Source organism: Psychrosphaera sp. B3R10 (assembly GCF_018861025.1).
Classification (GTDB): domain Bacteria; phylum Pseudomonadota; class Gammaproteobacteria; order Enterobacterales; family Alteromonadaceae; genus Psychrosphaera; species Psychrosphaera algicola.
This window is the reverse complement of the sequence record NZ_JAHKQH010000001.1, coordinates 47,161-69,867: the sequence shown is the minus strand read 5'-3', so window position 1 is coordinate 69,867 and position 22,707 is coordinate 47,161. Positions and strand designations below refer to the sequence as shown.

Sequence of the window (22,707 nt, the reverse complement as noted above, 5' to 3'; positions counted from 1 at the left end):
ACTATTCTCCTAATGCTGCGATAATAGGTTCGAATAACCATTCAGCTAAGCTTCTTGACTCAACTTGTAATTCAGCGGTTAACAACATGCCATTTTGCAGCGGGCGCTCTTGTCCATAGGCATCTATGGTTTGCCGCGACAGTTCGGCATTAACTTGATAAATAGGCCCTTGATTTTGACTTTGCCAATTTACTTCTGACGACGAAATTATTGAAGTTGGAATGCTACTCAGCGTGGCATGTAATGCGCCAAATTTTTCAAAAGGATAAGCCTGAAGCTTCAAATTTGCCGGTGTGCCTTGTTGAATAAAGCCAATCGAACGCGAGGGGATTAATAACTCTGCGTATAACTTAGGTTCGAGCGGGGCAATGGTAAACATGAACTGCCCAGAGGATACGCGCTGACCTTGTTTAATATTTATAGTGGAGACGATACCGTCCTTTTGCGCTACAAATAGTTTTTCTGTTGCGTTTCTCATCTGTGCAATCTGGATCTTTTTGTCGCTGATAAGCTGATCAAACTGAGCATGTTCACTTTGTTGTTGGGTTTTTATCGTTTCTAATTTGAATCTGATCTTGTCCAGTTCAAACGTGAGTGTTTTGATTTGCTGGGTAAAGTTATCCGACTGTTGTTTAAGTTCAAGCAGGCTGACTCGATATTGGCTTGCCTGCAATTCACTCACTAAGCCTTGTTGGGCAAGTTCGGTAAACTTTAGAAATTGTTGCTGGGCGATGGCTGTTCGCTGACTTAAAAACGTAAGTTGAGATTGCAGCGAAGCTTGTTGTTGGTTTAACGACGTTTGATCTAACTTTAGAGCCTCTATTTGCGTTTCAAGCGTTTTATCAAGTTGCTGTTTTTGAACATGATATTGATGGATTTGAGTTTGCAGTTGGCTGATATTAAACTCAATTAAATCACTGCCATCTACCGTCGTTGCTTGTGATGTTAATTTAACAAGCGGCGTGCCTTTCTCAACAACCAAACCTGGTTTAACAAATAACGTATCCACCACCATATTTTGTGGTGCGGTAAAGGTAATGTCACCTTCGGTCGTTGTTAATTGACCAACGACGGTTTGAGTTTGGGTATACGACGCATTGGTGATAAATGCGATGGAGGTGATAAACAGACAAACAAAAAGGATAAATAGTGAAGAAAAAGCTACTGGTTGTGCAAGGACAATTTCTCCAAATTGCTCCTGACTGTGTTGGTTTAAGACTTGTTTCCGAAACAATCCCATTTTCTATTCCTTAGAAAATTTAGACAAAAAAACCATTCCATTAAAGAAGGTTGCGTGTCAATTTGATTGTTTTAAGTCCCGCAACAAGGGTGGGATATTGGTGAGGTTTTTTCAAACATTTATTTATAAAATAAATCGTTCAAAACCTGTACACTTTGGTGCTTATGGTTATATGCCATATGAAACGTGGGTTACAGCGATACATAAAAAGTGAAAATGAAGTGTCATGTTTGAAATTTGCAATAATGGGCCACAAAGATTGTGGCCCAATTGTACAGGTTATTGTTTAAATATTTGTCCTGCTTTCATGACAAAAGTAACTTTTTCCATCACGCTAATGTCGTTTATTGGGTCGCCATCAACGGCGATAATATCGGCAATTTTCCCTTTTTCTAATGAACCGAGTTCGTTATCAATCTTTAGTAACTTGGCTGCTTCCATTGTGGCTGATTGAATTGCTTCCATAGCAGGCATACCCATTTCGGTCATATAAATGAATTCTTTCCAGTTTTCACCGTGCGGGAAAACGCCAGAGTCGGTTCCAAATGCGATTTTGACTCCGTAATCATAGGCACGTTTAAACGTCGCTTGGATCTTTGGACCAATTGCAGCGGCTTTTGGTTGTACTACAGCGGGATAAAAACCGGGTATTGCGGCTTTTTCTGCTACATATTTACCTGCTGTAATGGTAGGAACGTAGTAAGTGCCTTTTTTCTTCATCAGCTTCATGATTTTTTTGCTCATGTAAGTGCCGTGTTCGATTGAGTCAACACCCGCTTCAATAGCGCGTTCCATACCTTCTGCACCATGGGCATGAACAGCAACTGTCATATCATAGTCTTTTGCTGCTTTAACAATGGCATCGGCTTCTGCTTGCGTAAATTGTGGGTTTTGTCCACTTTTAGCGACACTTAAAACACCGCCTGTAGCGGTGATCTTGATTAGATCAGCACCATCTTTATAACGTTGACGAACGGCTTTATAGGCATCTTCAGGCCCATTAATGACACCTTCTTTTGGCCCTGGATCGCCCTTGATAATTGCGTTAAAGCCATTAGTTGGGTCAGCATGACCGCCGGTTGTGGCAATAGACTTTGCAGCCGTGTATATCCTTGGCCCAACAATGAGCCCACTGTTAATCGCATTTTTTAAAGAGACTGTAACGTTGTAACTGTCGCCTAAATCACGAACGGTTGTAAAGCCGGCCATTAAAGTTGTATTGGCAAAACCAACGGATTTGTAAGCATAGTCTGCGGCATTCTTGGTAAAACGCTCAGCATAGGAGGTTTTGTTAAATTCCAAACTTAGGTGAGTGTGCATATCCATCAAGCCCGGCATGACCGTTTTATCACGGGCATCAATCAGTTTGTCACCAACACCTGGAGTTAAATACCCATCGTCGATACTGACAATTTTATTATCATCTACAACAATAGTTTGTTCTTTTGATACTTTGTCTGACTTGCCGTCGATGAGTTTGCCAGCATGAATGTAGGTTGCAGCCTGAAGAGGCAACAAAAGACCTGCGACAAATGTCGACGCTAGACCGAGTTGAGTTAGTTTCATAATTGACCTTGTGTTGTTATTCATAGTGTCCGATAGAAAATTCATAATCGCCACTGGTTAAGGTTAGATGGTTTTTTCCATTGAGCACTTTTTCGGCAGCAATTTCAATCCATTGGTAGTAAACATTTCGATGGACGACAGCTTTAAGGCGACGGTGTAATGTCACAACTACTTTTTGCTCACCTTTTGACGTTACGACAGAGATTGGGTGTTTATTGCTAATTATGACTTTGTGACCAAGATTTGACGTAACTTCAATGGCCTCATTTGGCTTACAGTTAATATGTTGCCATTGCGTGATCACAAATGGAGTTTCTTCAACGGTGATTAACATCTTTTCAGCAGGCGTCTTTAAAAAATGCTGACCATTTTCTTCAACAAGAACATTGGCAAATAATTTAACAAGCTTTTCTCGCTTAATCTGCGATCCCATATGCCACCAAGTGCCATCGGATTTAATAACTATGTCGATTTCGCCACAATGGGTTGGATGCCATTGGTCAAATGGTGGCTGTTTATCCAAATTATCGAGCTGTTGGGTAAGTTGTTGCAGATCCATATTCAAAATCTATGATAAAGTTTTACCTAATCATAAAGGATGAATTCACTTTAGTCATGACGCTCTCTAAATTGGCCTATTTTGCATTAGGCTGGCTTTGTATTATTTTAGGAACGCTTGGTATTATTTTACCATTGTTACCAACAACGCCGTTTATTCTCGTTGCTGCATTTGCATTCTCGAAAAGTTCCGAACGGTTTCATTTGTGGTTGTTGCACCACAACGTTTTTGGACCACTGATACAAGACTGGCAAACAAACGGTGTTATCCGATTACGTGTAAAATGGTTGGCCACCTTTAGTATTGTCGTGATGCTCAGTACGAGCTTCTATTTTATGCCCGTACCAACATCCGTCGTTGTTGGCATATGCGCGGCAGTGGGTTGTGTTTTAGTGTTTATTTGGAGTCGGCCTTCGCAGCCGAAATAAAGATGACAAAATATCGTTATTCAAGACAAAAAGTAGGTGACGTTTGGCAGCTATCAGTTGTTCCATTTCCTGACTGGCAAGACTTTGATGAGTTTACGGCTGAATTTTTAGCGGTTGAAAAAGCCAAGTTAATTGAAAAGAATTATGGCCTTGACCTGCACCAAATTCGCTTTCGTTTAGGTCAACATCAATACGTTTTACACTTTGAACATTACACTGAATCGATTTGGGTTGAACAGGATTTTTAGTTAGATTTGTACGTGTGCGACAGACCTAATAAGAAAAAGAGCCAACATGTTGTTGGCTCTTTGAATTTGATTATACAAATGCACGTTTTAAAAAGTTTGGTAATGCCGTCGCACCAACATGAATGTCACTATTATAGTAATTTAACTGCCATTGCAAAGCGGCTTTATCAGCATCTTCTTTTCTGAATTCTTCAAAAGCCCCAGATTTTTTAGCTAAAGTACTGCTCCACCAACCTGATGGATAAATCATTTGCGGGAAGTTAACGTGTTGTAAATCACTAAAACCAACATCCAACATTGCGTCACGCATTTCTTTTAACAGGGGTAAATGCAACAGTGGCGATTCGCTTTGTTGAACAAAGATCCCATCACTACGCAAAGCTCGCAAACAATTGCGATAAAATGCATGGTTAAACAAACCTTCACCTGGGCCAACTGGGTCTGTTGAGTCAACGATGATAATATCAATAGAGTTGTCTTTAGCTTCGGCCATAAACTTAATGCCGTCGTCAAACTTGATAATGGCTCTAGGGTCATCGTTGGATTCGCACAATTCTGGGAAATAAAGCTCGGACATTTCGGTCACGACTTTATCGATATCGATTTGATGAACTGTTTCAACATTCGGGTGACGTAATACTTCCTTTAATGTACCGCAATCGCCGCCACCAATGATGACCACGTTTTTAGGATTTTTATGGGTGAAAAGCGCCGGGTGACTCATCATCTCGTGGTACAAAAAGTTTTCACGGGTCGATACCATAGTGCAGCCATCTAACATCATTAGATTGCCAAACTCTTCGGTTTCATAAATTTCGACAAGTTGGAAATCGGATTGTTTTGTCGCGAGCTTTTTTTTGATTTTAAGGCCAAATGCTGCGCCGTTGTTTATTTCAGTGCACCACTCATCATTAGACAAGTTTGGGTTAGAAGACTCAGTTGTATTGGCCATGCCAATCTCCATAAAAATAATCGGTTTAGCGTATTTTCGTTGATAATTAGCCCGACTGCAATTTTTACCTTTCATGTTTAACAAATAATTACACTCAAAGAAGTGATAACTTTTTTCTTATTGTTCTCTTTCTGGTGATAATTAAGTTAAAATACCGCCTTAAATTCATTTTATGGCGTCTTATTTGTGGTTAATTCATCCGCAGTGTTAAATGCTCAACAAGTTTATAATATTGAACGTTGGAGCGAAGGTTACTTTTCGATAAACCCGGAAGGTGAAGTTTGTGTTGATCCAAGTGTAACTGGGCAAGCACCAATTAACTTTGCACATCTTTGTCAGGAGTTAAAAGACGAAGGATTAACGTACCCAATATTAGTTAGGTTCACTGATATATTGTCCCATAGAGTGACACGACTTGTTGACGCGTTTAAGAAAGCCAAACAAGAGCGTGAGTATAAAGGTCGCTATACAGCGGTTTATCCAATTAAAGTGAATCAACAGTTTTCTGTTGTTGAGAAAATTATTAGCCACCCATCAGAAAAAGTGGGACTAGAAGCCGGAAGTAAACCTGAGTTGATGGCTATTTTGGGTGTTTCTGAACATCCAATTACAATTGTTTGTAACGGCTATAAAGACAGCGAGTTTATGCGCTTGGCCTGTATTGGTCAGTCGATGGGGCATAAGGTTCATGTTGTTGTTGAAAAAGTATCTGAAGTTGCAGCACTTGTTGCCGCAGCGCAAGACATTGGTGTTATGCCAGTCATCGGAGTTCGAATTCGACTAAATTCGATTGGCAAAGGGAAATGGCAAAATACCGGCGGTGAAAAAGGCAAATTTGGTTTATCGGCCAATCAGGTATTGCAAGTCATCGACTTATTAGAAGGGGCGGGGTACTTGGCTAGCCTGCAACTTGTGCATTTTCATATAGGATCGCAAATTGCTAACATCCGCGATATCCACAATGCGATTACCGAATGTGCCCGTCATTATGCTGAATTACGAAAGTTAAATGCGCCTATTACTATTATCGATGTGGGTGGCGGACTTGGCGTCGACTATGAAGGTTCGGGGTCCAGAAGTGCCTGTTCAATGAACTATACCGTCGATGAATACGCAAAAAACGTTGTTGCACCAATTGCTGAAATTTGTGACCGATTTGACTTACCGCATCCTGATATTATTACCGAATCAGGACGTGCAATGACCGCACATCATGCGGTGTTAATAACGGATGTTATCGATATTGAAAAAGCACCGGTTCCAGAGTCGATTGCCCAACCAAGTGACGATGCGCCAGCAATTTTGCTAGAGTTGTGGCGCAGCTATCAATTAACTGATGCGCGACATGCAATCGAGTCGTATCATGACGCTATCCAGCTTTTTGCCGACGCGCACCAACAATATGTGGTTGGCCTTATTGGGTTAAAAGATTGGGCGGTAATAGAGCAACTGTATTTTAAAATATTGTCTCAGGTTCAAAAAATATTGGACCCAAGAGCACGTACTCATAGAGAAGTGTTGGACGAAATTAATGAAAAGTTAGCTGACAAAGTGTTCGTTAATTTCTCATTATTTCAATCAATGCCTGACGTGTGGGGAATAGAACAATTGTTTCCGGTCATGCCAATCCAATACTTAGACAAGCCATTGGAAAACCGCGCCATTATTCAGGATATTACCTGTGATTCAGACGGACAGATTAGGCAATATGCGGACGGCGCAGGAATTGAATCGAGCCTGCCATTGCCGCCGTATACCGAACATAACGATTACCTTATCGGCATGTTTATGGTTGGCGCATACCAAGAAATTTTAGGCGACTTACATAACTTGTTTGGTGACACAGACTCAGTGCACGTTGAATTGTCTGACGAAGACCCTAGAGGGTATCGCTTTACTCAGTCGTTAAAAGGCGAAAGTGTTTCTGATGTTTTGCAACATGTGCAGTTTGATGTTGACAAGTTAATGATAAACTACCGCCGTAATATTCGTAAAACCGAGTTGTCGGCGAGTCAAAAATCACAGTTTATTGACGAGTTGCAGTCGGGGTTAGCGGGTTACACTTATTTTGAAGATTAAGAGAGTATAAGACTAAATGAGAATTTGGATCGAAAACATAGTGGGAAGTATTGTTGGGGTAATGTCGTTTTGCTTGTATTGCATAAACACGATTTTTTGGTCGTTACCAATTTTTGCATTGTCTGTATTTAAGCTTATTCCGTTCGCCAGTTCGCGTAAATTTATTACAATTTTATTGGATTTTTGTGCGGCCAGTTGGGTGAGTGTGAATACGGTCATCCAGAAGATTTTGAGCCCGATGAAAATCACGGTAACGGGTGATCTCAATTTATCGAAAAAAGATTGGTACTTGGTTATATCTAATCACCAGTCGTGGGTTGATATTGTTGTATTACAAAGAGTTTTTAACGGAAAGATCCCATTTTTAAAATTTTTCCTAAAGGAACAATTGCGTTACGTGCCGATATTAGGTTTGACGTGGTGGGCGTTGGATTTCCCTTTTATGAAGCGATACACAAAAAGCTTTTTGGCCAAAAACCCTCATTTGAAAGGCAAAGATTTAGCGACCACTCGTGAAGCCTGTGAAAAGTTTAAATACAAACCTGTATCCGTCATGAATTTCATTGAAGGCACGCGTTATACCGATAAAAAACATGAAAACCAAAATAGTAAATATACAGGGTTATTAAAGCCAAAATCCGGTGGGATCGGTTTTGTTTTTACGGTAATGGGCGAGCAATTGCATAAAGTTATTGATGTCACCATTTATTACCCGCAACAAATTCCTACGTTTTGGCATTTTTTATCTGGTCGAATTCGAAATGTTTCAATGCACATCGATGTACACGAAATTACCCAGGACATCATTGGGGATTACAGTACGGACAAAGAATATAAAAAGCGTCTTCACAGCTGGATTAACGGCATTTGGACTCAAAAACAGGAAACCTTGTTGCAGTTAAAATTGCAATCTGAATCTCAAACTTAGGAATATTTATGTTGTCATTTCTACCGCCGTGGTTGCTTATTTTTATCACTTTGCCGCTGTTTTTTAGCATCACTGCACTTGTCGCGACATCAATTTTTATCTTAGGTATTATTAAACTTATTTTGCCATTTAAAATTGTTGCAACCATTCTCAACTTTTTCATAAATGCGATTTGGAGAAGCTGGGCAATAGGTAACCTATTTGCTATTAATTTAACAAATCCAGTGGTTTGGGAAATTGATGACCTTGATGACTTTGACAAAAAAAGTTGGTACTTGTTGATATGCAACCATGTTAGTTGGGTCGACATTATGGTCTTAACTCAAATAGCGTTAAATACGTTGCCTTCTCCTAAATTTTTTTTAAAAAACGAATTAAAACGCACACCATTTATTGGCATGGCCGCGTGGGCGATGGATATGCCGTTTATGAAACGTTATAGCCGCAGTTATTTAGAAAAGCATCCCGAGAAAAAAGGCCAAGACATTGAAAGCACAAAAAAGTCGTGTGAAAAATTTAAAGATATTCCAACGACGATAATCAACTTTGTGGAAGGGACTCGCGTGAGTCCGCAAAAACAAAAGGAAACAAAAAGCCCGTTTAAGTATTTGTTGCCACCGCGTGCTGGTGGTATTGCATTTACGCTGGCGGCCATGGGGCATTTGTTCTCAGGTGTATTAAATGTCACGTTAAATTATCCAGATAACCAAAATGCCACAACCTCGATTTTATTTGGCAAGTTGAAACGTGTGCAAGTCCGAGTTGAAGTATTGGAAGTTAATGACGATATTGTTGGTGACTACTTTAATGACGAGTCATTTAAAGTCCGTTTTCAGACCTGGCTAAATGATTTATGGCTAGAAAAAGACAAAGTGTTGGCCAGATTAAACAAGTGGTAATACCTAGTTGGATCCTACTGACTGAACGCCAAATTAATTGTCGCTAATTTGGCTTAACCATTCTTCCTAAACTATGGTTAATTTACCCGCATTGTTTCTTAGGAGATGGGTTATTAATGTTGTAAATCTTATTGGCGTCATATTGCTCTTGTCTATAGGGGCCACGTCAGTAATTGCCATAGAAAGTTCAGCATCCTCAAACGTCTCACCAGAGCCTCCAATTCCGTTTTTGCCGCAAGCCAGTAAAACGGCTTTATTAAATGACTTCAAACGTTTGTCTCACCCCTCGATGGCTGGTCGAAAACCGGGTACAACAGGTCATGCCCTAGCTCAACGTTACATTCAAAAACGATTCAAAGATATTGGATTAATGCCGTTCAATGATAGCTTTGAGCAGCCTTTTATTAAGAAGCAGTGGTTAGCTGATAAGGCGGGCAATAACCTCGTAGGCTGGCTCCGGGGCGGTTCAAATGCCGACCAATACATTGTTGTTACCGCACATTACGACCATTTAGGTATGAGCCGCGGTAAAATGCACTTAGGCGCAGATGACAACGCCTCAGGTGTATCTGCTTTATTGTCGTTAGCCGCAGCCCTTGCTCAAACTGATTTGCATTATTCATATATATTTGTCGCAACTGATTTGGAAGAAAGTGGATTATATGGCGCTTTTGCATTTGTTGATTCACCACCGGTAGCTTTGGAAAAGATTAAGCTCAATATTAACTTGGACATGTTGAGTCAAGGTGGCCGACGAAATACGCTTTATATCAGTGGCGCTAAAAAATCGGATTATTTAGCGCCCATTTTAGAACAGACAAAAGCCCGCGTACCGCTTCAAAATTTTAGACTCAAGTTTGGGCATGGCAGGCAAAAATTTCGCAGTAAAAGTAGCAGCAATGACGCCGTCGATTGGCGCAAAGCCAGTGATCATTATGCGTTTGTAAAACGTAAGATCCCTTATATCTATTTTGGTGTGGATACCCACAAACACTACCATCAAAGCAGTGACACCTTTGAAAACGCCGATGTCGAGTTTTTATCAAAGGCAACCTACACCATAATGATCATTACCCAAATGTTAGACCAACTTGACGAATTTCATTAATGTCAGACGGCACTAAATTCAACTACTTAGCAGCAGCTCCTTGACGCTTAAATTTGTTATAGAAGCTTTATTAAAATGCTTAACAAGCCTAATATGACGTTATCAATCTTATTTGTATTGGCACATTATGCGTTCGTTATTTCCCGAAATTAAAGCAAATAAAACGTGGCAAATCGCCGTAAACGATGGGCATGTTTTATACGTCGAAGAATCAGGTAACCCCGATGGGATCCCAGTCGTTTATTGTCATGGAGGTCCTGGCGGCGGCTCATCGGCAGCGCACCGACGATTTTATGATCCTCAATTGTATCGAATTATCCTGTTTGACCAACGTGGTTGTGGGCAATCTACACCTCATTGCGCTAATGACATAAATGCGATTTGGCAAAATACCACTAAAGATCTCGCCCATGATATGGAAATAATAAGGCAAGAACTGAACATCAAGCGTTGGGTTGTGGCTGGTGGTTCGTGGGGCACAACAGTCGCCTTGTACTATGCAATTGAGTTTCCAGAGATGGTATTGGGCTTATTGCTCAGAGGTGTTTTTCTCGCAAGACGACAAGACATTGAATGGTTGTTTGGTAAAGGTGGGGCCAGTGAAATTTTTCCTGAGTACTATCAGCGGTTTATTAAAGGTCACCAGTTTGATTCTACTATTGAATTACTCGAAAGCTATTATCAAAAACTCTCAGGTGAAAATGACTTAGAACAATTAACCGCGGCAAAACAGTTTTTGCAGTGGGAAAGTAATATTGTGCAACTCAAAACCCCGCAAAGTAATCCTAATTCAGACATGAGCAATAAAGACATTATCGCGATGGCAATGTTAAATTGTCATTACTTTTTGAATGACTGTTTCTTGTATGAATCTGAAATTATCAGTGAGATCAAACGAATACAACAGATCCCGGGGTATATAATTCACGGCAGATACGATATCGTTTGCAAAGCAGAAAACGCCTTTACGTTAGACCAATATTGGTCCAGTGGCGTTTTAGAAATTGTTCCATGTGCAGGGCACAGTTGTTTTGAAGTCGGTATTACCGACGGACTAGTGCGAGCAGGTATTAAAATTGCGGAGTTTATTAATAAAAAATGATTGGTTTGATACAACGTGTATCGTCGGCAAAAGTTGAAGTTGGCGGGCAAACAGTCGGTAATATTGGTGGTGGCTTATTAGTGTTACTCGGTGTCGAAAAAGACGACACCGAAGCGAAAGCAAAGCGGTTAGCAGAACGGATCGCCACTTATAGAATATTTTCTGACGACAATGGCCGGATGAATTTAAACCTAAAACAAGTCAGTGGCGAGTTGCTAGTTGTCTCTCAATTTACATTAGTAGCGGATACTAAAAAAGGCACACGACCTGGATTTTCCCGGGGAGCAACACCAGAACATGGCAATACAATGTATGAGTATTTTGTTCGTCAATGTAAAGAACTCGATGTGAATGTTGAAACTGGAATTTTTGGTGCCGACATGCAGGTGAGCTTGGTTAACGACGGTCCCGTAACGTTTCAGTTGGAAACCTAGTTTTTAAATATTGGACCCAATGCTACAGGTGCGATCAAATAATAAATGGTGTTAAAACGCTAAAAAAGTCTAAAACATAATTAAGGAAACCTATGTTTATTTTAAAAATATTTACCTATTTAGCCGGTGTAGTCACGGTGGGGTTATTTGGCTATTTGTACACGGTTTTGGAAGAAACAGGCCAATTAGAACAAGTTATGGCTATGCCAAAAGACGACATAATGATTTATCACATTGTGGCGGGTGTAGTGATTGCTTGGTTAATATTTAGCTTGGTAATGAAAGTCGTCGCGCGCGGTTTAATTATTGTATTGTTGTTATTTGCCGTCGGTGCAGAAGGTATTTTTGTTGGACTCAATATCAACGGCACTATTATAGAAGAAAACCAAATGTTGAATGAATTCAAAGATAAAGCGACGGACATGCTTGAAGATATGGAAGAAAAAGCCAAAGACATTATCGACAATTAGCGTCCGACTCGCTTTTAGGTAAACGCATAGTCTTAGTCAATAAGGTTAGGGAATAAAAGTGAAATCAATCACATTAGTTGGTTTAGGGTTGTTGTTGGTTGCCTGTCAAAGTAACGGCAATAAGAGTGACAAGATAGGCAGAAGTGGTGATGTTTACATCGCCGATGGCAGTAAGCAGTGTCAAAACTTCAGTCGTAATATTAAGTACTCAGCGCAAATATTGACCGACGCTAATATCGCCGTGACCTCAGCGACGTGCGGTTCGTTAACGGGAGTTATGTTCCCAGCAGTATGTGGTGGTCAAAATGGAAAAGTACATGTATTCCAAGTTGATGATGTTGATGCTGCGGTTTTGTTGGGTTTTACGTCAATAGCGGACTTACCTGAAAGCCGAGGCGTTACTAAACGTGATTGTTCTTAACGGGCTTTGGACAATGTTAACACTGCAACTCACAAAAGTGAGTTGCAGTGTTAATCTAAGTTAGTGGTTATTCCTGTGCTAACTTCAATTTATCTTGGGTTTTAGTGTCAAAGTCACTGGCATCGTGTCGTTCATGCAATTGGTCTTCATCTTCTCCCCACACTTTATTCACTTTACAGCCGCGTTTAACCGCGTCACGAGCGGCAATTTGTTCAGTCCAACGCACTAAATGGGTATAACTTTTGGTGTCTAGATACTCGGCTGCGTCGTAGGCTCGGTTTAAAACTAAGGTTCCATACCAGGCCCAAATTGCAATATCAGCAATAGTATATTCATCACCACACATAAATTGATTATTTGCTAAATGACGATCTAAAACGTCAAGTTGGCGTTTAACTTCCATCGTATAACGTTCTATTGGGTATTCGTATTTTTCTGGCGCATAAGCATAAAAGTGACCAAAGCCGCCGCCTACAAATGGCGCGCTGCCCATTTGCCAAAACAACCAAGATAAACACTGAGTGCGTTTTGCATGGTCTGTAGGGATAAATTTATTAAATTTTTCAGCAAGATATAACATAATGGAGCCCGACTCAAAAATAGGGGTTGGGTTGTCCGTACTTTGGTCAATCATGGCCGGAATTTTTGAATTTGGATTGATTTCTACAAACCCAGAAGAAAACTGTTGGCCCTCAAAAATATCAACCAAAAACGCATCGTATTCCGCGCCAGATTCACCTGCCGCGAGAAGTTCTTCCAGTAAAATAGTGACTTTAATACCGTTTGGCGTCCCTAATGAATGCAACTGGAGTGGGTGTTTACCAACAGGAAGTGGCTTTTCGTGCGTGGCACCGGCGATAGGACGGTTAATGCTGGCAAACTTACCACCATTGCCTGGTTGCCATTTCCATACTTTAGGTGGTTCATAAGTTTTGTCCGACATGGTGGTTCCTTAATGTTCGCGAGTTAAAAGTGCCGACTAAAGTGTATTAGGCACTATTACTGATTTGTTTAACTTGTATATGACTTGCAGATGCAAGTTTCAAGTAAGTAGACACAATGGAGCCAAAAGATATTTCACGGTAACTTAATAAAAGTGGTTTATATGATGTTGGGGTTTGAAATTAGGGGGTGAAAGTGCGAGAAAATCACCGGTCAGATGTTATAAAACGGAGGCTAAATATCCTTGACTACAACAAAACGTTAACAGGACTGTTTACAAACTAAGGAATGTTGAAATATTGCTTTGACTTGAGCAGAACATATTCCTTGTTTTCCTAAATATCCTTAACCTTCCTTGCCACGATAACGCTGTCCATTTATTAACATTGTTATGCCGAATTTGAAGATTCATAAAGCCAAACCATACGATCCAAAAACCACATTTTGGTTAGGTATACATAAGCGATGCCGTGAAGAGTAATGGCTAAATCTAAACTCCACAAACCGTAAATCAGCATAATTCCACTACAGGATTGAAGTACATTTAATATTACTATTACTTTTAAGTGACCTTTTGGTATTGGAACTTCTTTCCTATTCATGAACACGCGTTCACCTAATACTGCTTTAGCGCCCCAACTATTAAAATGCTTTGGCTTAGAAAACAATGTTGGATTTATCCAAACCCAAAAGATAAGAATCGAGATAGGAATAAGGCAATACCACCCAATCCAAACTCGAGACCAAATACTTAAAACTATAAACGGCAAAGTAGCGAATCTAGTCCAAACTGACCAAGGGTTGGCATGTTTTAACCAACTATCATTATCTGGTAGAAATAGTTTTGATAAAGCTTTATCTAATTCCAAGGTATCCTCCCATGTCATTCTGCATAACGCCACACTAAGAATCGGTACAACTCTGTTTTGTCTTTCTTGAGTGGCTTGTATATAACTTGCTCAGTGCAGTTTCAAGTAATTATACATAATGAAACCAAAAGGTCTTTCAGGGCAACTAATAACGTTCTGTTGATTTGTTTTTAGTTTACATGACAGACGAGGTTCTGCCATTACATCATAAATGTAAAAAAAACTGACAGCCGATATGCGCTATTTTGGGGCGTTTCCATAACACTGTTTTACTGCTGTAATTGTTGTTTGGCAGGCCTTAGAGAATTATTAAGACGATCTGAAATCGTGCTCAAGAATGAGAGTATTGTAATAATGTTTTGTTTGCTTGCTATTTGTCTATGTCTAAAAATTTTACAACTGGTACAGTTTTATTCCGAAATTTTACGCATCCAATTGAATTTGATACTAATTTTTTACTTGGAATGAAAAGTGCAAGTTAGTCATTTGTAATTAATACATGCTTTCAAAAAAGGAGATTTTCATGAAGAAATCGATTGCAGGTTTATTATTTAGTGTCGCTCTAGTGTCTAACGCAGAGGCGTCGATAATTGAAGTGGACTTTAACAATGGTGACAGCCTTGCCGACTGGACTGTAGATAGATCAGCGCCAGATGGCTTTGAAATTGTAAACAATGAACTACATATGACTGTTGCTGGGCAGCTAAACTCCAATAGCTTTTATAATACCCAAGGGATGACATTAGACATTGGTCATTCTAAATTTTTGTCAGTTGATTTATTTATTGATTCTGCTCAAGCAGCAAACGATGGTCGATATGGCGGTATATGGGGTGTTGCATTCGACAACAGTGATAACATTACAGCCTACCCTATTTTGGAAGCGCAAACAGATTCTGGAACTATAGTCGCTGATGTATGGGATTCAAATGTCGGTTGGGCTTTTGATACATCTTCATTAATCCTTGATGCATTTAATACCTTCAGTATCTCTATTACGTCGAATGGTACCGAGTTTGGAGTAAACGGAACGACTGTTTATACTGACTCAGTCAGTGATGTATCGTACATAGGTAGCGTAATATTGAATGGTTACAATACGTTGTCTGCACAGGGCGGTTATACGGCTCGTTTTGACAACTTACAATATGTTGATGTTCCTGAACCAGGAATGTTATCTATGCTTATGTTAGGTTTTGCAGGTTTAATGGCAAGACGTTACAAGAAAGCATAATGTAACTATTAGTACTTGTAAGAAGTAAATGGAAAGCCATCCAAATTTGGATGGCTTTTTAGTTTAAGAACAAAACAGTTTTCGGCTTAAAGGTGCCAAACATATAATGGCGCACCCTTTCTATTTCTTCCCTTTCAATTTCTATTCGTATAATTATTTCAACTGATTAGTAACCTTTTTCATTGATTCCACGACTAATACTGAGTGAGCCTAGTTTGTCATCTGAGTTTTAACACAACTCAACTGTATTCGAAGGTTCGGATTACACGATGTTTTCCGGTTTTCTAGTTTAGGTTTTTTCGCTCAGACTGCTGAAATATAAATGTTTTTAAAGCTTTGTTTGGGGGACTTTGCACAAGCAACCAAATGTTCCATTGTTAATAAAAAGGATCCCGCTGTGGAAATGAAAAATACATCACGATTGTCTGAATTGGACTGGTTAAGAGTCATATTAATCTTCGCCGTTTTTGTTCATCATGTTTGTATGCCTTTTAATGGTGATGGTTGGCATGTGATGAATAAAGATTCAAGCAAGTTTCTTGATGACATCATGGTGTATTTTGAGCAATTTAGATTACCGACCTTGTTTTTTATATCAGGCGTTGGTGCGGTTTTACTATTGTCGAACGTCTCCGCCAAGCAGTTCGTATTAGATAAGTTGGTAAGGTTGTTTGTTCCGTTATTGGTTGGCGTTTTGCTTGTTGTGCCACCGCAAAGCTACATTGAAAATATCTCAGAAATGGGATCTTTTTGGCAAGAGTTACCCATGCTTGCTCTAAAATTTGATACAAATCATTTGTGGTTTATTGAGTTTTTGATTGTATTTGCCTTATTTGCGATCCCAATTAACCAGTTTTTAGCATCATCTAGCGGCAAGTTTGTTATAAATAAACTGAGAACGCTGACCGATATAAGAAGAGGGCTATTTGTATTAGTCGCGTTACTTATAATTATCAAGGTGACTTTTTCTTTAGCTTTTCCAAGCGACGATAACAAAATTGAGAACTTATCTGCGTCGACATTTTATTTGTTTTTCTTTATTGCAGGCATGGTATTTATTCAAGATAGACATATTTGGCTGTCGCTAGGCGAGAAGCGGAAAGATCACTTAGCGTTATTGCTTGTGAGTACATGTGTTTTTTATGCCTATTATTATTCGCCAGATTTGAGCGAATATTTGTCATTGGATGTTAGATGGGCGATTTGGTGGATAGTGTGTTGTTTTGTTGCTTGGTCAGCGATGTTAACGCTTTTGGGGTATGCGCAGGTCCATTTAACTCAGTCGCCAAAGTGGCTTCGGCAATGCAACGAGCTTATTTATCCTTTTTATATTTTTCATCAAACTGTGATTGTGGTTATCGCATATTTTGTCATTAACTGGCAAATGTCGATCCCAGCTAAGATTGGCCTACTATTTATGTTGTCGCTTACCATAACAAGTGCCATTTGTTTTTTTGTGATCAAACCCTTTAACATACTTAGGTTTTTATTTGGGTTGAAGCCAATAAACAAGTCGCCTGTCTCGACAACTGCGTGTTTAGATGCAGGGAGACAGGAAAATAGCAGCAATAAAAGTGCCTGAACTTATTAATTGATATCAGACTTACTGCGCCAAACAAATGCGCTAGATTGTTTATTAAGTACGGTAACACTTTGCTGTTCATCACTTTTTCTACCCGCCAATCCATAACAAATATGCAATGGCAAGAGGTGCTCTTCTCTTGGATGACAATACCGAGCATGCGGTGCGTTGGTCCAGCTTGCCATTTTATCCCAACGTTCTGACTCAGAGCTGTTTTGATCAGATAACGTGGTATGCAACCATTGTTCAAAAGCGAGATTTTTAGCTCTTCGTTCTTCGGTATCAGGTGCAAAAAACTCTCGCATATTATGAAATGAAAACCCGGAACCAATCACCAGTAATTCATCATATTGAATGGACTGCAGTGCCTTGCCAATAGCAAGGTGTTGCAGTGGATCAAGATTATTGAGCAACGACAATTGAATAACCGGAATATCTGCCGCTGGGTACATCAAAGTTAAAGGCACGAATGCGCCGTGATCATAACCTCGTTTATAATCTAGTTGTGCTGCGATGCCTGCATTAAGTAAAGCTTGTTGAACTTTAGTTGCGAGTTTGGGCTCGCCTGGACTTGGGTATTGCAATTGATACGCAGCAGCGGGAAAGCCCGAATAGTCATAGATCATTTCAGGGTGACTGCTCGCGGTAATTGTCGCGACTGATCCTTCCCAGTGGGCGCTGATCAGTAATATGGCTTTGGGCTTTTTAAATGTACTGGCCAATGACGTTAGATAAGTGACTAATTCCGCGTGTGAAGGGTCATTAAGCAAAGGCATTGGCCCGCCTCCGTGGGAAATAAATGCGATATTGACATTGCTCATTTTGGTTCCAAATAGATTAACTTAGTCAAATTTTCAGAATGAAGTGCGACTCGCAAATCAGTCTTAACGGGAATGATACCGCTTTAAGTTTTTTAAAGCGGTATCAATACCTGCGTTGTCATTCTCAGGGGAATAGCTAGCGATTAGTTTAGCTTAGGAGTCAGTTTGTTCACTATAAGGTTATCTAAACTGAAACGACCACCACCTTGAATGGCTAATGCAATTGATACGACAAATAAAACTAACCCATATTCATAGCCATTGTTCGCCATAAATAAACCGTTTCCAAGGTGTACGGTGACAATAGCAACCAACATCGTGAATGCTGAAACCACTGCGGCAGGGCGGGTTAACAATCCTAATAGTAATGCAATTCCGCCAAAAAATTCAGCGCTGCCGGCTAGCATTGCCATTAAGTAACCTGGTGTTAGCCCAATACTGGCCATCCATTGTCCAGTGCCATCTAACCCATATCCACCAAACCAAGAAAATAGTTTCTGGGCACCATGTGCAGCCAAAATTAAGCCAACAGGAGCACGAAGGATTAGTGCGGCAAAACCCGCATCTGAAGTTAATATTTTATTTAATAATGAAGTTTTCATCGGTAATTCCTCTAACCATTTTTGTAGTTGAAATAACAATTAATTTGCCCGTCTCTTGGGATGAACACACTTTACTATCAACAGAATAAAAGAGTAATATGGAAAATGTGGAATGATTAACAACATAATGTTGATAATGTTTGAATTAAAAGGCGGAGGACTTGATGGATAGAGTTGATGCAATGCGAGCATTTGTCTCTGTTGTAATTGAAGGCAGTTTTAGTAATGCCGCTACAGCAATGCAAATATCGCCGCAGCTGGTGAGTAAGTATGTTTCTAAACTAGAAGAACGACTCGATGTTCGTTTGCTTAATCGGACCACACGCAAAGTGAGCCTCACTGAGGCAGGGACCCATTATTTTCAACATGCACAGCAGATTTTATCAAGTATTGACGAAATGGAGTCGCAATTAGGTGGGCTACAACAAAGTCCCAAAGGTACATTGCGAATTAGTGCCCCAGTGTCATTTGCGCTAAAACATATGGCGCGGTTAGTCACTGACTTTCAACTGCATTATCCATCTGTGACTGTAGACTTACAACTGAACGACCGCAAAGTTGACATCGTTGACGAGGGATTTGACATTGCGCTGCGCATTGGTCGTCTTAAGAGCTCGTCGCTTATTGCCAAACGCGTCGCGCCGATTAGAATAATTTTGTGCGCATCGCCGGACTATTTAAAAAAGCACGGTGTACCAAAACAACCAGAAGACCTTAAAGATCACCGCTATTTGCATTACAGCTATATCGAAATGGACGGCAAAGAGAACGATATTTTCCAATGGTTAAAAACCAAGAACAGTAAGTCTGTTGGAGATTTTCAAAGTAACAATGGTGACGTTTTGGTTGATGCAGCAATTGCAGGCGCAGGTTTGGTGTTGCAACCTACCTTTATCGCCAGTGAGGCGGTTCGAAGTGGCAAGCTTAACGTTGTACTGCCCGAGTTTGAACTCGATCCTATGGGCTTGTATGTGGTCTACGCCCACCGAAAATTACTGCCAAATAAAGTGCGCTGTTTTATCGATTTCATTGAAGGTTATTATGGCGTACCACCTTATTGGGATGAATCGATTGATTAATGTGAGAAGGTATGTGAGGTCTTGTTCAGATCGTGTTGCGCAACCGATTCTGGGAACTTAAAGTCACCTCCCTTGCGCAACATCATAATCTGATTTTGCATTTCGGGAACCGCAAAACGATACGGGGTTTCGTCAAATTCCGCCAATATACCCTGGTTTAATTGTTCGATTGTTTGCTCTGAGGTATCTAATATATTGATAACTAACCAACCAAATTGGTTTAGACATTGATTTATTTTAGCAAAAATAGACCGCTGAGCGGTCGCGAGTTTGTTGCTGTCCCCAATAAAAATATCAACAATAACCCAATCAAATGTGCTGTTTTTTACGATTAAGTGCTCGAGATAATCTATTGCATCGGTTTCTACAATAGTTAAGTTAGCACTCGCAGGAAAATAGGTTTTAACCGAGTCGATGACCTCTGCACAACAATCAACGCTGGTGACTTTGATATCCGGCCTTGAATGCGACAAATAGCGATTAATAAATAAACCGCCACCTCCTAATTCCAAAATTGATTTGGGTTCGTCATCGTAGTTTAACGGTAACAGCATGACATAATTGTGCGGTAACAGAGAACGATAGGGCCTGCTGTTCTCTATGGCGGTTTGCACAATACCATTAACGAGCAGCCAAGATTGGCGCCCGCTTTGACGGATCTCAATATTGCCAAAGGAACTTTTGACCATATATATCGTTTTATTTTCATTATCTGGCGTAAGTGTTTGCGCTAACTTCATTGTTAGTTTTTAATAAACCTTGGGTTTTTAATAATAACTATAATAGAAAGTGTATATCGTTTTGGATACTTGGGGAGAAATAATATGTATCAAGTAGTTGCACCACATTCAGAACAGGAGTGGGAACAGTACTATGAGATACGTTGGCAGATATTGCGAGCGCCTTTACAACAACCTAGAGGGTCAGAGAAAGACGAATATGAACAACATGCTTGGCACCGAATGGTCAAAGATGAAGCTGGCAACGTTGTGGGCGTAGCCCGATTGCATTTGGTCAATGGTGAAGAATCACAAATTCGCTATATGGCGGTAACAGAACAACATCGCCGCAAAGGCTTAGCAACTATGATGTTAGAATCTTTGGAAGCTATAGCAAGGCAGGAAGGCGTTGAGCGGGTTATTTTAAACGCGCGTACCAGCGCAACTAATTTTTATGAAAACCTCGGCTACGTGGTTACAGGTGACGCTCCTGAGATATTTGGGGCAATACCCCATGTACAAATGTGTAAATCTCTTGAGACGTCTGAAGTGATCATTAGAAACCCACATTGGTGTGTCGATTTACAAAATATTTGGCATCAACAAATTCCAATAACCCAACTTATGGGGATCCGAGTTTACCAATACACAGGCACGACATTTGAAACACGAGCGGCATTAAACCCAAACATGAACCTACACGGTACTATGTTTGCGGGGAGCATCTACTCCCTTGCAACGCTAACGGGGTGGGGATTGGTTCATTTAATGATGAAAGAAAACGATGTGGAAGGGGACTTAGTATTGGCTGATGCCACTATTCATTACCACAAACCGGTAACTGAACTCCCTCGAGCCGTGGCAAATTTTGACAATATCGTCGGTGACTTTAAACCACTGCTTAAAGCAAAAATGGCGCGCATAGCGGTGCAAGTTGAAGTGCTTGATGACGTTACACCGGTTGCTAAGTTTACTGGGCAATATGTTGTCGTTCCCAAAGGTGGGAAAGTTAATAAATCTAAAAAGGCAGGTAAAGTTGACGGATAAAACAATTTCTATCATTGCTAATGGTTATTTAGGCAGCCGATTGGCAACTAAATTAAATCAGCAGAAAAATCGAGTTAAGGTATCTTTTCGTGCGAATACGCCAAAAGAACCCATTAGTGATGTTGAGTATCTGCCACTAAATATTGAAAACGGTCAGTTATCAGGAGACCTAACGTTATTTGACGCGGAAGTTGTGGTGATTTGTATTCCGCCAGGATTCAAATCTGGATTGGCTGAAAGTTATCCAGCCAATATTTCTGCAATCGTGAATGAAGCGCAAAAACATAAGGTTAGACACATCATTTTTACCAGTTCGATAGGGATTTATACTAAGAGTCAAAAAAATGATGAGTTTAGTCCGTTTGACCAAAGCCAATTAAAGACTAAGGTCTTATATAATGCTGAGTGCAGCGTATTAAACAGTAGTGCGAAATTTAAACACGTCCTAAGATTAGCTGGGCTAATGGGGAAAGACCGTGCACCGGGTCGTTTCAAAGTTGAAATAAATCAATCAAATGCATCACAGCTGGTTAACATGGTAATGATTGACGATGTGGTTAGTGCCATAACACATTTGATCAACCAACCCGTTAGTGAAGAAAAAATTTATAATATTGTGGCGCCTAACCACCCCACTAAGCAGGACTTTTATCGCTTTGCGCAGATGCAAGCGGGTGACAATGACAAACCGGCCTCAAAGAGCTTACCGACTCGACAATCATCAAAATGGGTGTCTGGTGATTTGATTGAGTTACATTCGGCTTTTCGATACCGTTACCGAGATTTATTCGCTGGCGTTCGAGCCTGTCACGAATAACCGCGTCGATAATTTATTTACGGTGTTTAGCTAGATATTTATCAAGGGCGTTGGCAAATTGTTGTTTGTCTTTATCGCCGTATTTAGGCTGACCACCGGTATCTGCGCCACTTGCTCGCATCGTATCCATAAAGTCACGAATGTTGAGGCGCTGTTTTATATTGTGCTTAGTGTACAACTCGCCTCTTGGGTTCAGGGCAATTGCGTTATTGTCGATGACTTCTGAGGCTAATGGAATATCTGCTGTGATCACTAAGTCTTCTGGTTGTGCGCGTAATACAATTTCATTGTCAGCAACGTCAAAACCACTAGGCACTTGAATGGTGGTTATAAAAGGAGAGGGCGGAACTTTTAGGTATTGGTTGGCAACTAATATCAACTCAATCTGAGTTCGATTTGCTGCTCGGTACAGAATTTCTTTTGCTGCGACAGGACAAGCGTCGGCATCTACCCAAATTTTCATACTATTGTTCCTTTTCAAATCACGTCCGAAGTGTAATTAATTTTAAACAGCTTGCCTACTTTTGTTTATTTTTGATTTACTTCAAGGGTCAATCCACT

Annotated in this window: 25 protein-coding genes; 15 read left to right on the top strand and 10 right to left on the bottom strand. The window is 40.3% G+C overall.

Annotated features, from left to right (window positions below; translation table 11 throughout):
• Position 1: 1 nt before the first annotated feature.
• The 3 genes from KO525_RS00330 to KO525_RS00320 form a co-directional block, all read right to left on the bottom strand.
• Positions 2 to 1,240 carry an HlyD family secretion protein gene (locus tag KO525_RS00330; RefSeq protein ID WP_215961801.1) on the bottom strand — a complete coding sequence of 413 codons (1,239 nt, stop codon included), beginning with the start codon at positions 1,238 to 1,240 and terminating at the stop codon, positions 2 to 4.
• A gap of 279 nt (positions 1,241 to 1,519) precedes the next feature.
• Positions 1,520 to 2,806, bottom strand: coding sequence for an amidohydrolase family protein (locus KO525_RS00325; protein ID WP_215961800.1), 1,287 nt, complete (start codon positions 2,804 to 2,806; stop codon positions 1,520 to 1,522).
• 16 nt (positions 2,807 to 2,822) lie between these two features.
• Complete coding sequence (locus KO525_RS00320; protein ID WP_215961799.1) at positions 2,823 to 3,365, bottom strand: DUF1285 domain-containing protein; 543 nt, start codon at positions 3,363 to 3,365, stop codon at positions 2,823 to 2,825.
• Positions 3,366 to 3,421: 56 nt separating this feature from the next.
• Between KO525_RS00320 and KO525_RS00315 the strand changes: the two genes are divergently transcribed.
• The gene (locus KO525_RS00315) at positions 3,422 to 3,793 is read left to right on the top strand and encodes a YbaN family protein (protein ID WP_215961798.1); all 372 of its coding nucleotides are present in this window, start codon (positions 3,422 to 3,424) and stop codon (positions 3,791 to 3,793) included.
• A gap of 2 nt (positions 3,794 to 3,795) precedes the next feature.
• Positions 3,796 to 4,041 (top strand): DUF3630 family protein, encoded by a 246-nt coding sequence (locus KO525_RS00310; protein ID WP_215961797.1) that lies wholly within the window; start codon positions 3,796 to 3,798, stop codon positions 4,039 to 4,041.
• A 70-nt stretch (positions 4,042 to 4,111) separates the two neighbouring features.
• Here the strand turns inward: KO525_RS00310 and speE are convergent, their stop codons facing one another.
• Entirely contained in the window at positions 4,112 to 4,993 is an 882-nt protein-coding gene (gene speE, locus KO525_RS00305) for a polyamine aminopropyltransferase (RefSeq protein WP_215961796.1), read from the bottom strand.
• Between the two features lie 186 nt (positions 4,994 to 5,179).
• Here speE and speA point away from each other — a divergent pair, with 186 nt between their 5' ends.
• The 8 genes from speA (at position 5,180) to KO525_RS00265 (ending at position 12,434) form a co-directional block, all read left to right on the top strand.
• Positions 5,180 to 7,072: a biosynthetic arginine decarboxylase gene (speA, locus tag KO525_RS00300; protein WP_272180675.1), complete on the top strand. Its 1,893-nt coding sequence runs from the start codon at positions 5,180 to 5,182 to the stop codon at positions 7,070 to 7,072.
• Between the two features lie 16 nt (positions 7,073 to 7,088).
• Positions 7,089 to 8,000: an acyltransferase gene (locus tag KO525_RS00295; RefSeq protein WP_215961795.1), complete on the top strand. Its 912-nt coding sequence runs from the start codon at positions 7,089 to 7,091 to the stop codon at positions 7,998 to 8,000.
• An 8-nt stretch (positions 8,001 to 8,008) separates the two neighbouring features.
• Positions 8,009 to 8,899, top strand: coding sequence for an acyltransferase (locus KO525_RS00290; RefSeq protein WP_215961794.1), 891 nt, complete (start codon positions 8,009 to 8,011; stop codon positions 8,897 to 8,899).
• A 148-nt stretch (positions 8,900 to 9,047) separates the two neighbouring features.
• A complete protein-coding gene (locus KO525_RS00285; RefSeq protein WP_215961793.1) occupies positions 9,048 to 10,007 on the top strand; it encodes a M28 family peptidase in 960 nt (319 codons plus the stop codon).
• Positions 10,008 to 10,134: 127 nt separating this feature from the next.
• Positions 10,135 to 11,109 (top strand): prolyl aminopeptidase, encoded by a 975-nt coding sequence (pip, locus tag KO525_RS00280; protein WP_215961792.1) that lies wholly within the window; start codon positions 10,135 to 10,137, stop codon positions 11,107 to 11,109.
• Positions 11,106 to 11,543, top strand: a complete 438-nt coding sequence (gene dtd, locus KO525_RS00275) for a D-aminoacyl-tRNA deacylase (protein WP_215961791.1) — start codon at positions 11,106 to 11,108, stop codon at positions 11,541 to 11,543. Before pip ends, dtd begins: the two co-directional genes overlap by 4 nt.
• A gap of 92 nt (positions 11,544 to 11,635) precedes the next feature.
• A complete protein-coding gene (locus tag KO525_RS00270) occupies positions 11,636 to 12,013 on the top strand; it encodes a hypothetical protein (protein ID WP_215961790.1) in 378 nt (125 codons plus the stop codon).
• 58 nt (positions 12,014 to 12,071) lie between these two features.
• Entirely contained in the window at positions 12,072 to 12,434 is a 363-nt protein-coding gene (locus KO525_RS00265) for a hypothetical protein (protein ID WP_215961789.1), read from the top strand.
• A gap of 67 nt (positions 12,435 to 12,501) precedes the next feature.
• Here the strand turns inward: KO525_RS00265 and yghU are convergent, their stop codons facing one another.
• Together yghU and KO525_RS00255 are read right to left on the bottom strand one after the other, a co-directional pair.
• Positions 12,502 to 13,377, bottom strand: coding sequence for a glutathione-dependent disulfide-bond oxidoreductase (yghU, locus tag KO525_RS00260; protein WP_215961788.1), 876 nt, complete (start codon positions 13,375 to 13,377; stop codon positions 12,502 to 12,504).
• Positions 13,378 to 13,765: 388 nt separating this feature from the next.
• Positions 13,766 to 14,245 (bottom strand): DUF6653 family protein, encoded by a 480-nt coding sequence (locus tag KO525_RS00255; protein ID WP_215961787.1) that lies wholly within the window; start codon positions 14,243 to 14,245, stop codon positions 13,766 to 13,768.
• Between the two features lie 523 nt (positions 14,246 to 14,768).
• On the opposite strand from KO525_RS00255, the gene KO525_RS00250 reads away from it, so the two are divergent.
• Entirely contained in the window at positions 14,769 to 15,479 is a 711-nt protein-coding gene (locus KO525_RS00250; protein WP_215961786.1) for a PEP-CTERM sorting domain-containing protein, read from the top strand.
• A gap of 403 nt (positions 15,480 to 15,882) precedes the next feature.
• On the top strand, positions 15,883 to 17,061 hold the full coding sequence (locus tag KO525_RS00245; RefSeq protein ID WP_215961785.1) for an acyltransferase: 1,179 nt from the start codon (positions 15,883 to 15,885) through the stop codon (positions 17,059 to 17,061).
• Between the two features lie 5 nt (positions 17,062 to 17,066).
• Here KO525_RS00245 and KO525_RS00240 read toward each other — a convergent pair whose 3' ends face one another.
• On the bottom strand, positions 17,067 to 17,882 hold the full coding sequence (locus KO525_RS00240) for a class III extradiol ring-cleavage dioxygenase (protein WP_215961784.1): 816 nt from the start codon (positions 17,880 to 17,882) through the stop codon (positions 17,067 to 17,069).
• Between the two features lie 143 nt (positions 17,883 to 18,025).
• Positions 18,026 to 18,484: a DoxX family protein gene (locus KO525_RS00235; RefSeq protein ID WP_215961783.1), complete on the bottom strand. Its 459-nt coding sequence runs from the start codon at positions 18,482 to 18,484 to the stop codon at positions 18,026 to 18,028.
• A 164-nt stretch (positions 18,485 to 18,648) separates the two neighbouring features.
• On the opposite strand from KO525_RS00235, the gene KO525_RS00230 reads away from it, so the two are divergent.
• Entirely contained in the window at positions 18,649 to 19,563 is a 915-nt protein-coding gene (locus KO525_RS00230) for a LysR family transcriptional regulator (RefSeq protein ID WP_215961782.1), read from the top strand.
• Here KO525_RS00230 and KO525_RS00225 read toward each other — a convergent pair.
• The gene (locus tag KO525_RS00225) at positions 19,560 to 20,303 is read right to left on the bottom strand and encodes a spermidine synthase (RefSeq protein WP_215961781.1); all 744 of its coding nucleotides are present in this window, start codon (positions 20,301 to 20,303) and stop codon (positions 19,560 to 19,562) included. The genes KO525_RS00230 and KO525_RS00225 overlap by 4 nt on opposite strands.
• A gap of 84 nt (positions 20,304 to 20,387) precedes the next feature.
• On the opposite strand from KO525_RS00225, the gene KO525_RS00220 reads away from it, so the two are divergent.
• Together KO525_RS00220 and KO525_RS00215 are read left to right on the top strand one after the other, a co-directional pair.
• Entirely contained in the window at positions 20,388 to 21,329 is a 942-nt protein-coding gene (locus KO525_RS00220) for a bifunctional GNAT family N-acetyltransferase/hotdog fold thioesterase (protein ID WP_215961780.1), read from the top strand.
• Positions 21,319 to 22,146 (top strand): NAD(P)H-binding protein, encoded by an 828-nt coding sequence (locus KO525_RS00215; protein ID WP_215961779.1) that lies wholly within the window; start codon positions 21,319 to 21,321, stop codon positions 22,144 to 22,146. The genes KO525_RS00220 and KO525_RS00215 overlap by 11 nt, the downstream gene beginning before the upstream one ends.
• Positions 22,147 to 22,159: 13 nt before the next feature.
• Here KO525_RS00215 and KO525_RS00210 read toward each other — a convergent pair whose 3' ends face one another.
• Positions 22,160 to 22,609, bottom strand: coding sequence for a YaiI/YqxD family protein (locus tag KO525_RS00210; protein WP_215961778.1), 450 nt, complete (start codon positions 22,607 to 22,609; stop codon positions 22,160 to 22,162).
• Positions 22,610 to 22,707 lie beyond the last annotated feature (98 nt).

What these genes read in the sequence shown, in the direction of transcription:
- KO525_RS00330 (WP_215961801.1), bottom strand. Translation starts at nt 1,240, where the DNA reads ATGGGATTGTTTCGGAAACAAGTCTTAAACCAACACAGTCAGGAGCAA.
- KO525_RS00325 (WP_215961800.1), bottom strand. Translation starts at nt 2,806, where the DNA reads ATGAAACTAACTCAACTCGGTCTAGCGTCGACATTTGTCGCAGGTCTT.
- KO525_RS00320 (WP_215961799.1), bottom strand. Translation starts at nt 3,365, where the DNA reads ATGGATCTGCAACAACTTACCCAACAGCTCGATAATTTGGATAAACAG.
- KO525_RS00315 (WP_215961798.1), top strand. Translation starts at nt 3,422, where the DNA reads ATGACGCTCTCTAAATTGGCCTATTTTGCATTAGGCTGGCTTTGTATT.
- KO525_RS00310 (WP_215961797.1), top strand. Translation starts at nt 3,796, where the DNA reads ATGACAAAATATCGTTATTCAAGACAAAAAGTAGGTGACGTTTGGCAG.
- speE (WP_215961796.1), bottom strand. Translation starts at nt 4,993, where the DNA reads ATGGCCAATACAACTGAGTCTTCTAACCCAAACTTGTCTAATGATGAG.
- KO525_RS00295 (WP_215961795.1), top strand. Translation starts at nt 7,089, where the DNA reads ATGAGAATTTGGATCGAAAACATAGTGGGAAGTATTGTTGGGGTAATG.
- KO525_RS00290 (WP_215961794.1), top strand. Translation starts at nt 8,009, where the DNA reads ATGTTGTCATTTCTACCGCCGTGGTTGCTTATTTTTATCACTTTGCCG.
- pip (WP_215961792.1), top strand. Translation starts at nt 10,135, where the DNA reads ATGCGTTCGTTATTTCCCGAAATTAAAGCAAATAAAACGTGGCAAATC.
- dtd (WP_215961791.1), top strand. Translation starts at nt 11,106, where the DNA reads ATGATTGGTTTGATACAACGTGTATCGTCGGCAAAAGTTGAAGTTGGC.
- KO525_RS00270 (WP_215961790.1), top strand. Translation starts at nt 11,636, where the DNA reads ATGTTTATTTTAAAAATATTTACCTATTTAGCCGGTGTAGTCACGGTG.
- yghU (WP_215961788.1), bottom strand. Translation starts at nt 13,377, where the DNA reads ATGTCGGACAAAACTTATGAACCACCTAAAGTATGGAAATGGCAACCA.
- KO525_RS00250 (WP_215961786.1), top strand. Translation starts at nt 14,769, where the DNA reads ATGAAGAAATCGATTGCAGGTTTATTATTTAGTGTCGCTCTAGTGTCT.
- KO525_RS00245 (WP_215961785.1), top strand. Translation starts at nt 15,883, where the DNA reads ATGAAAAATACATCACGATTGTCTGAATTGGACTGGTTAAGAGTCATA.
- KO525_RS00240 (WP_215961784.1), bottom strand. Translation starts at nt 17,882, where the DNA reads ATGAGCAATGTCAATATCGCATTTATTTCCCACGGAGGCGGGCCAATG.
- KO525_RS00235 (WP_215961783.1), bottom strand. Translation starts at nt 18,484, where the DNA reads ATGAAAACTTCATTATTAAATAAAATATTAACTTCAGATGCGGGTTTT.
- KO525_RS00230 (WP_215961782.1), top strand. Translation starts at nt 18,649, where the DNA reads ATGGATAGAGTTGATGCAATGCGAGCATTTGTCTCTGTTGTAATTGAA.
- KO525_RS00225 (WP_215961781.1), bottom strand. Translation starts at nt 20,303, where the DNA reads ATGAAGTTAGCGCAAACACTTACGCCAGATAATGAAAATAAAACGATA.
- KO525_RS00220 (WP_215961780.1), top strand. Translation starts at nt 20,388, where the DNA reads ATGTATCAAGTAGTTGCACCACATTCAGAACAGGAGTGGGAACAGTAC.
- KO525_RS00210 (WP_215961778.1), bottom strand. Translation starts at nt 22,609, where the DNA reads ATGAAAATTTGGGTAGATGCCGACGCTTGTCCTGTCGCAGCAAAAGAA.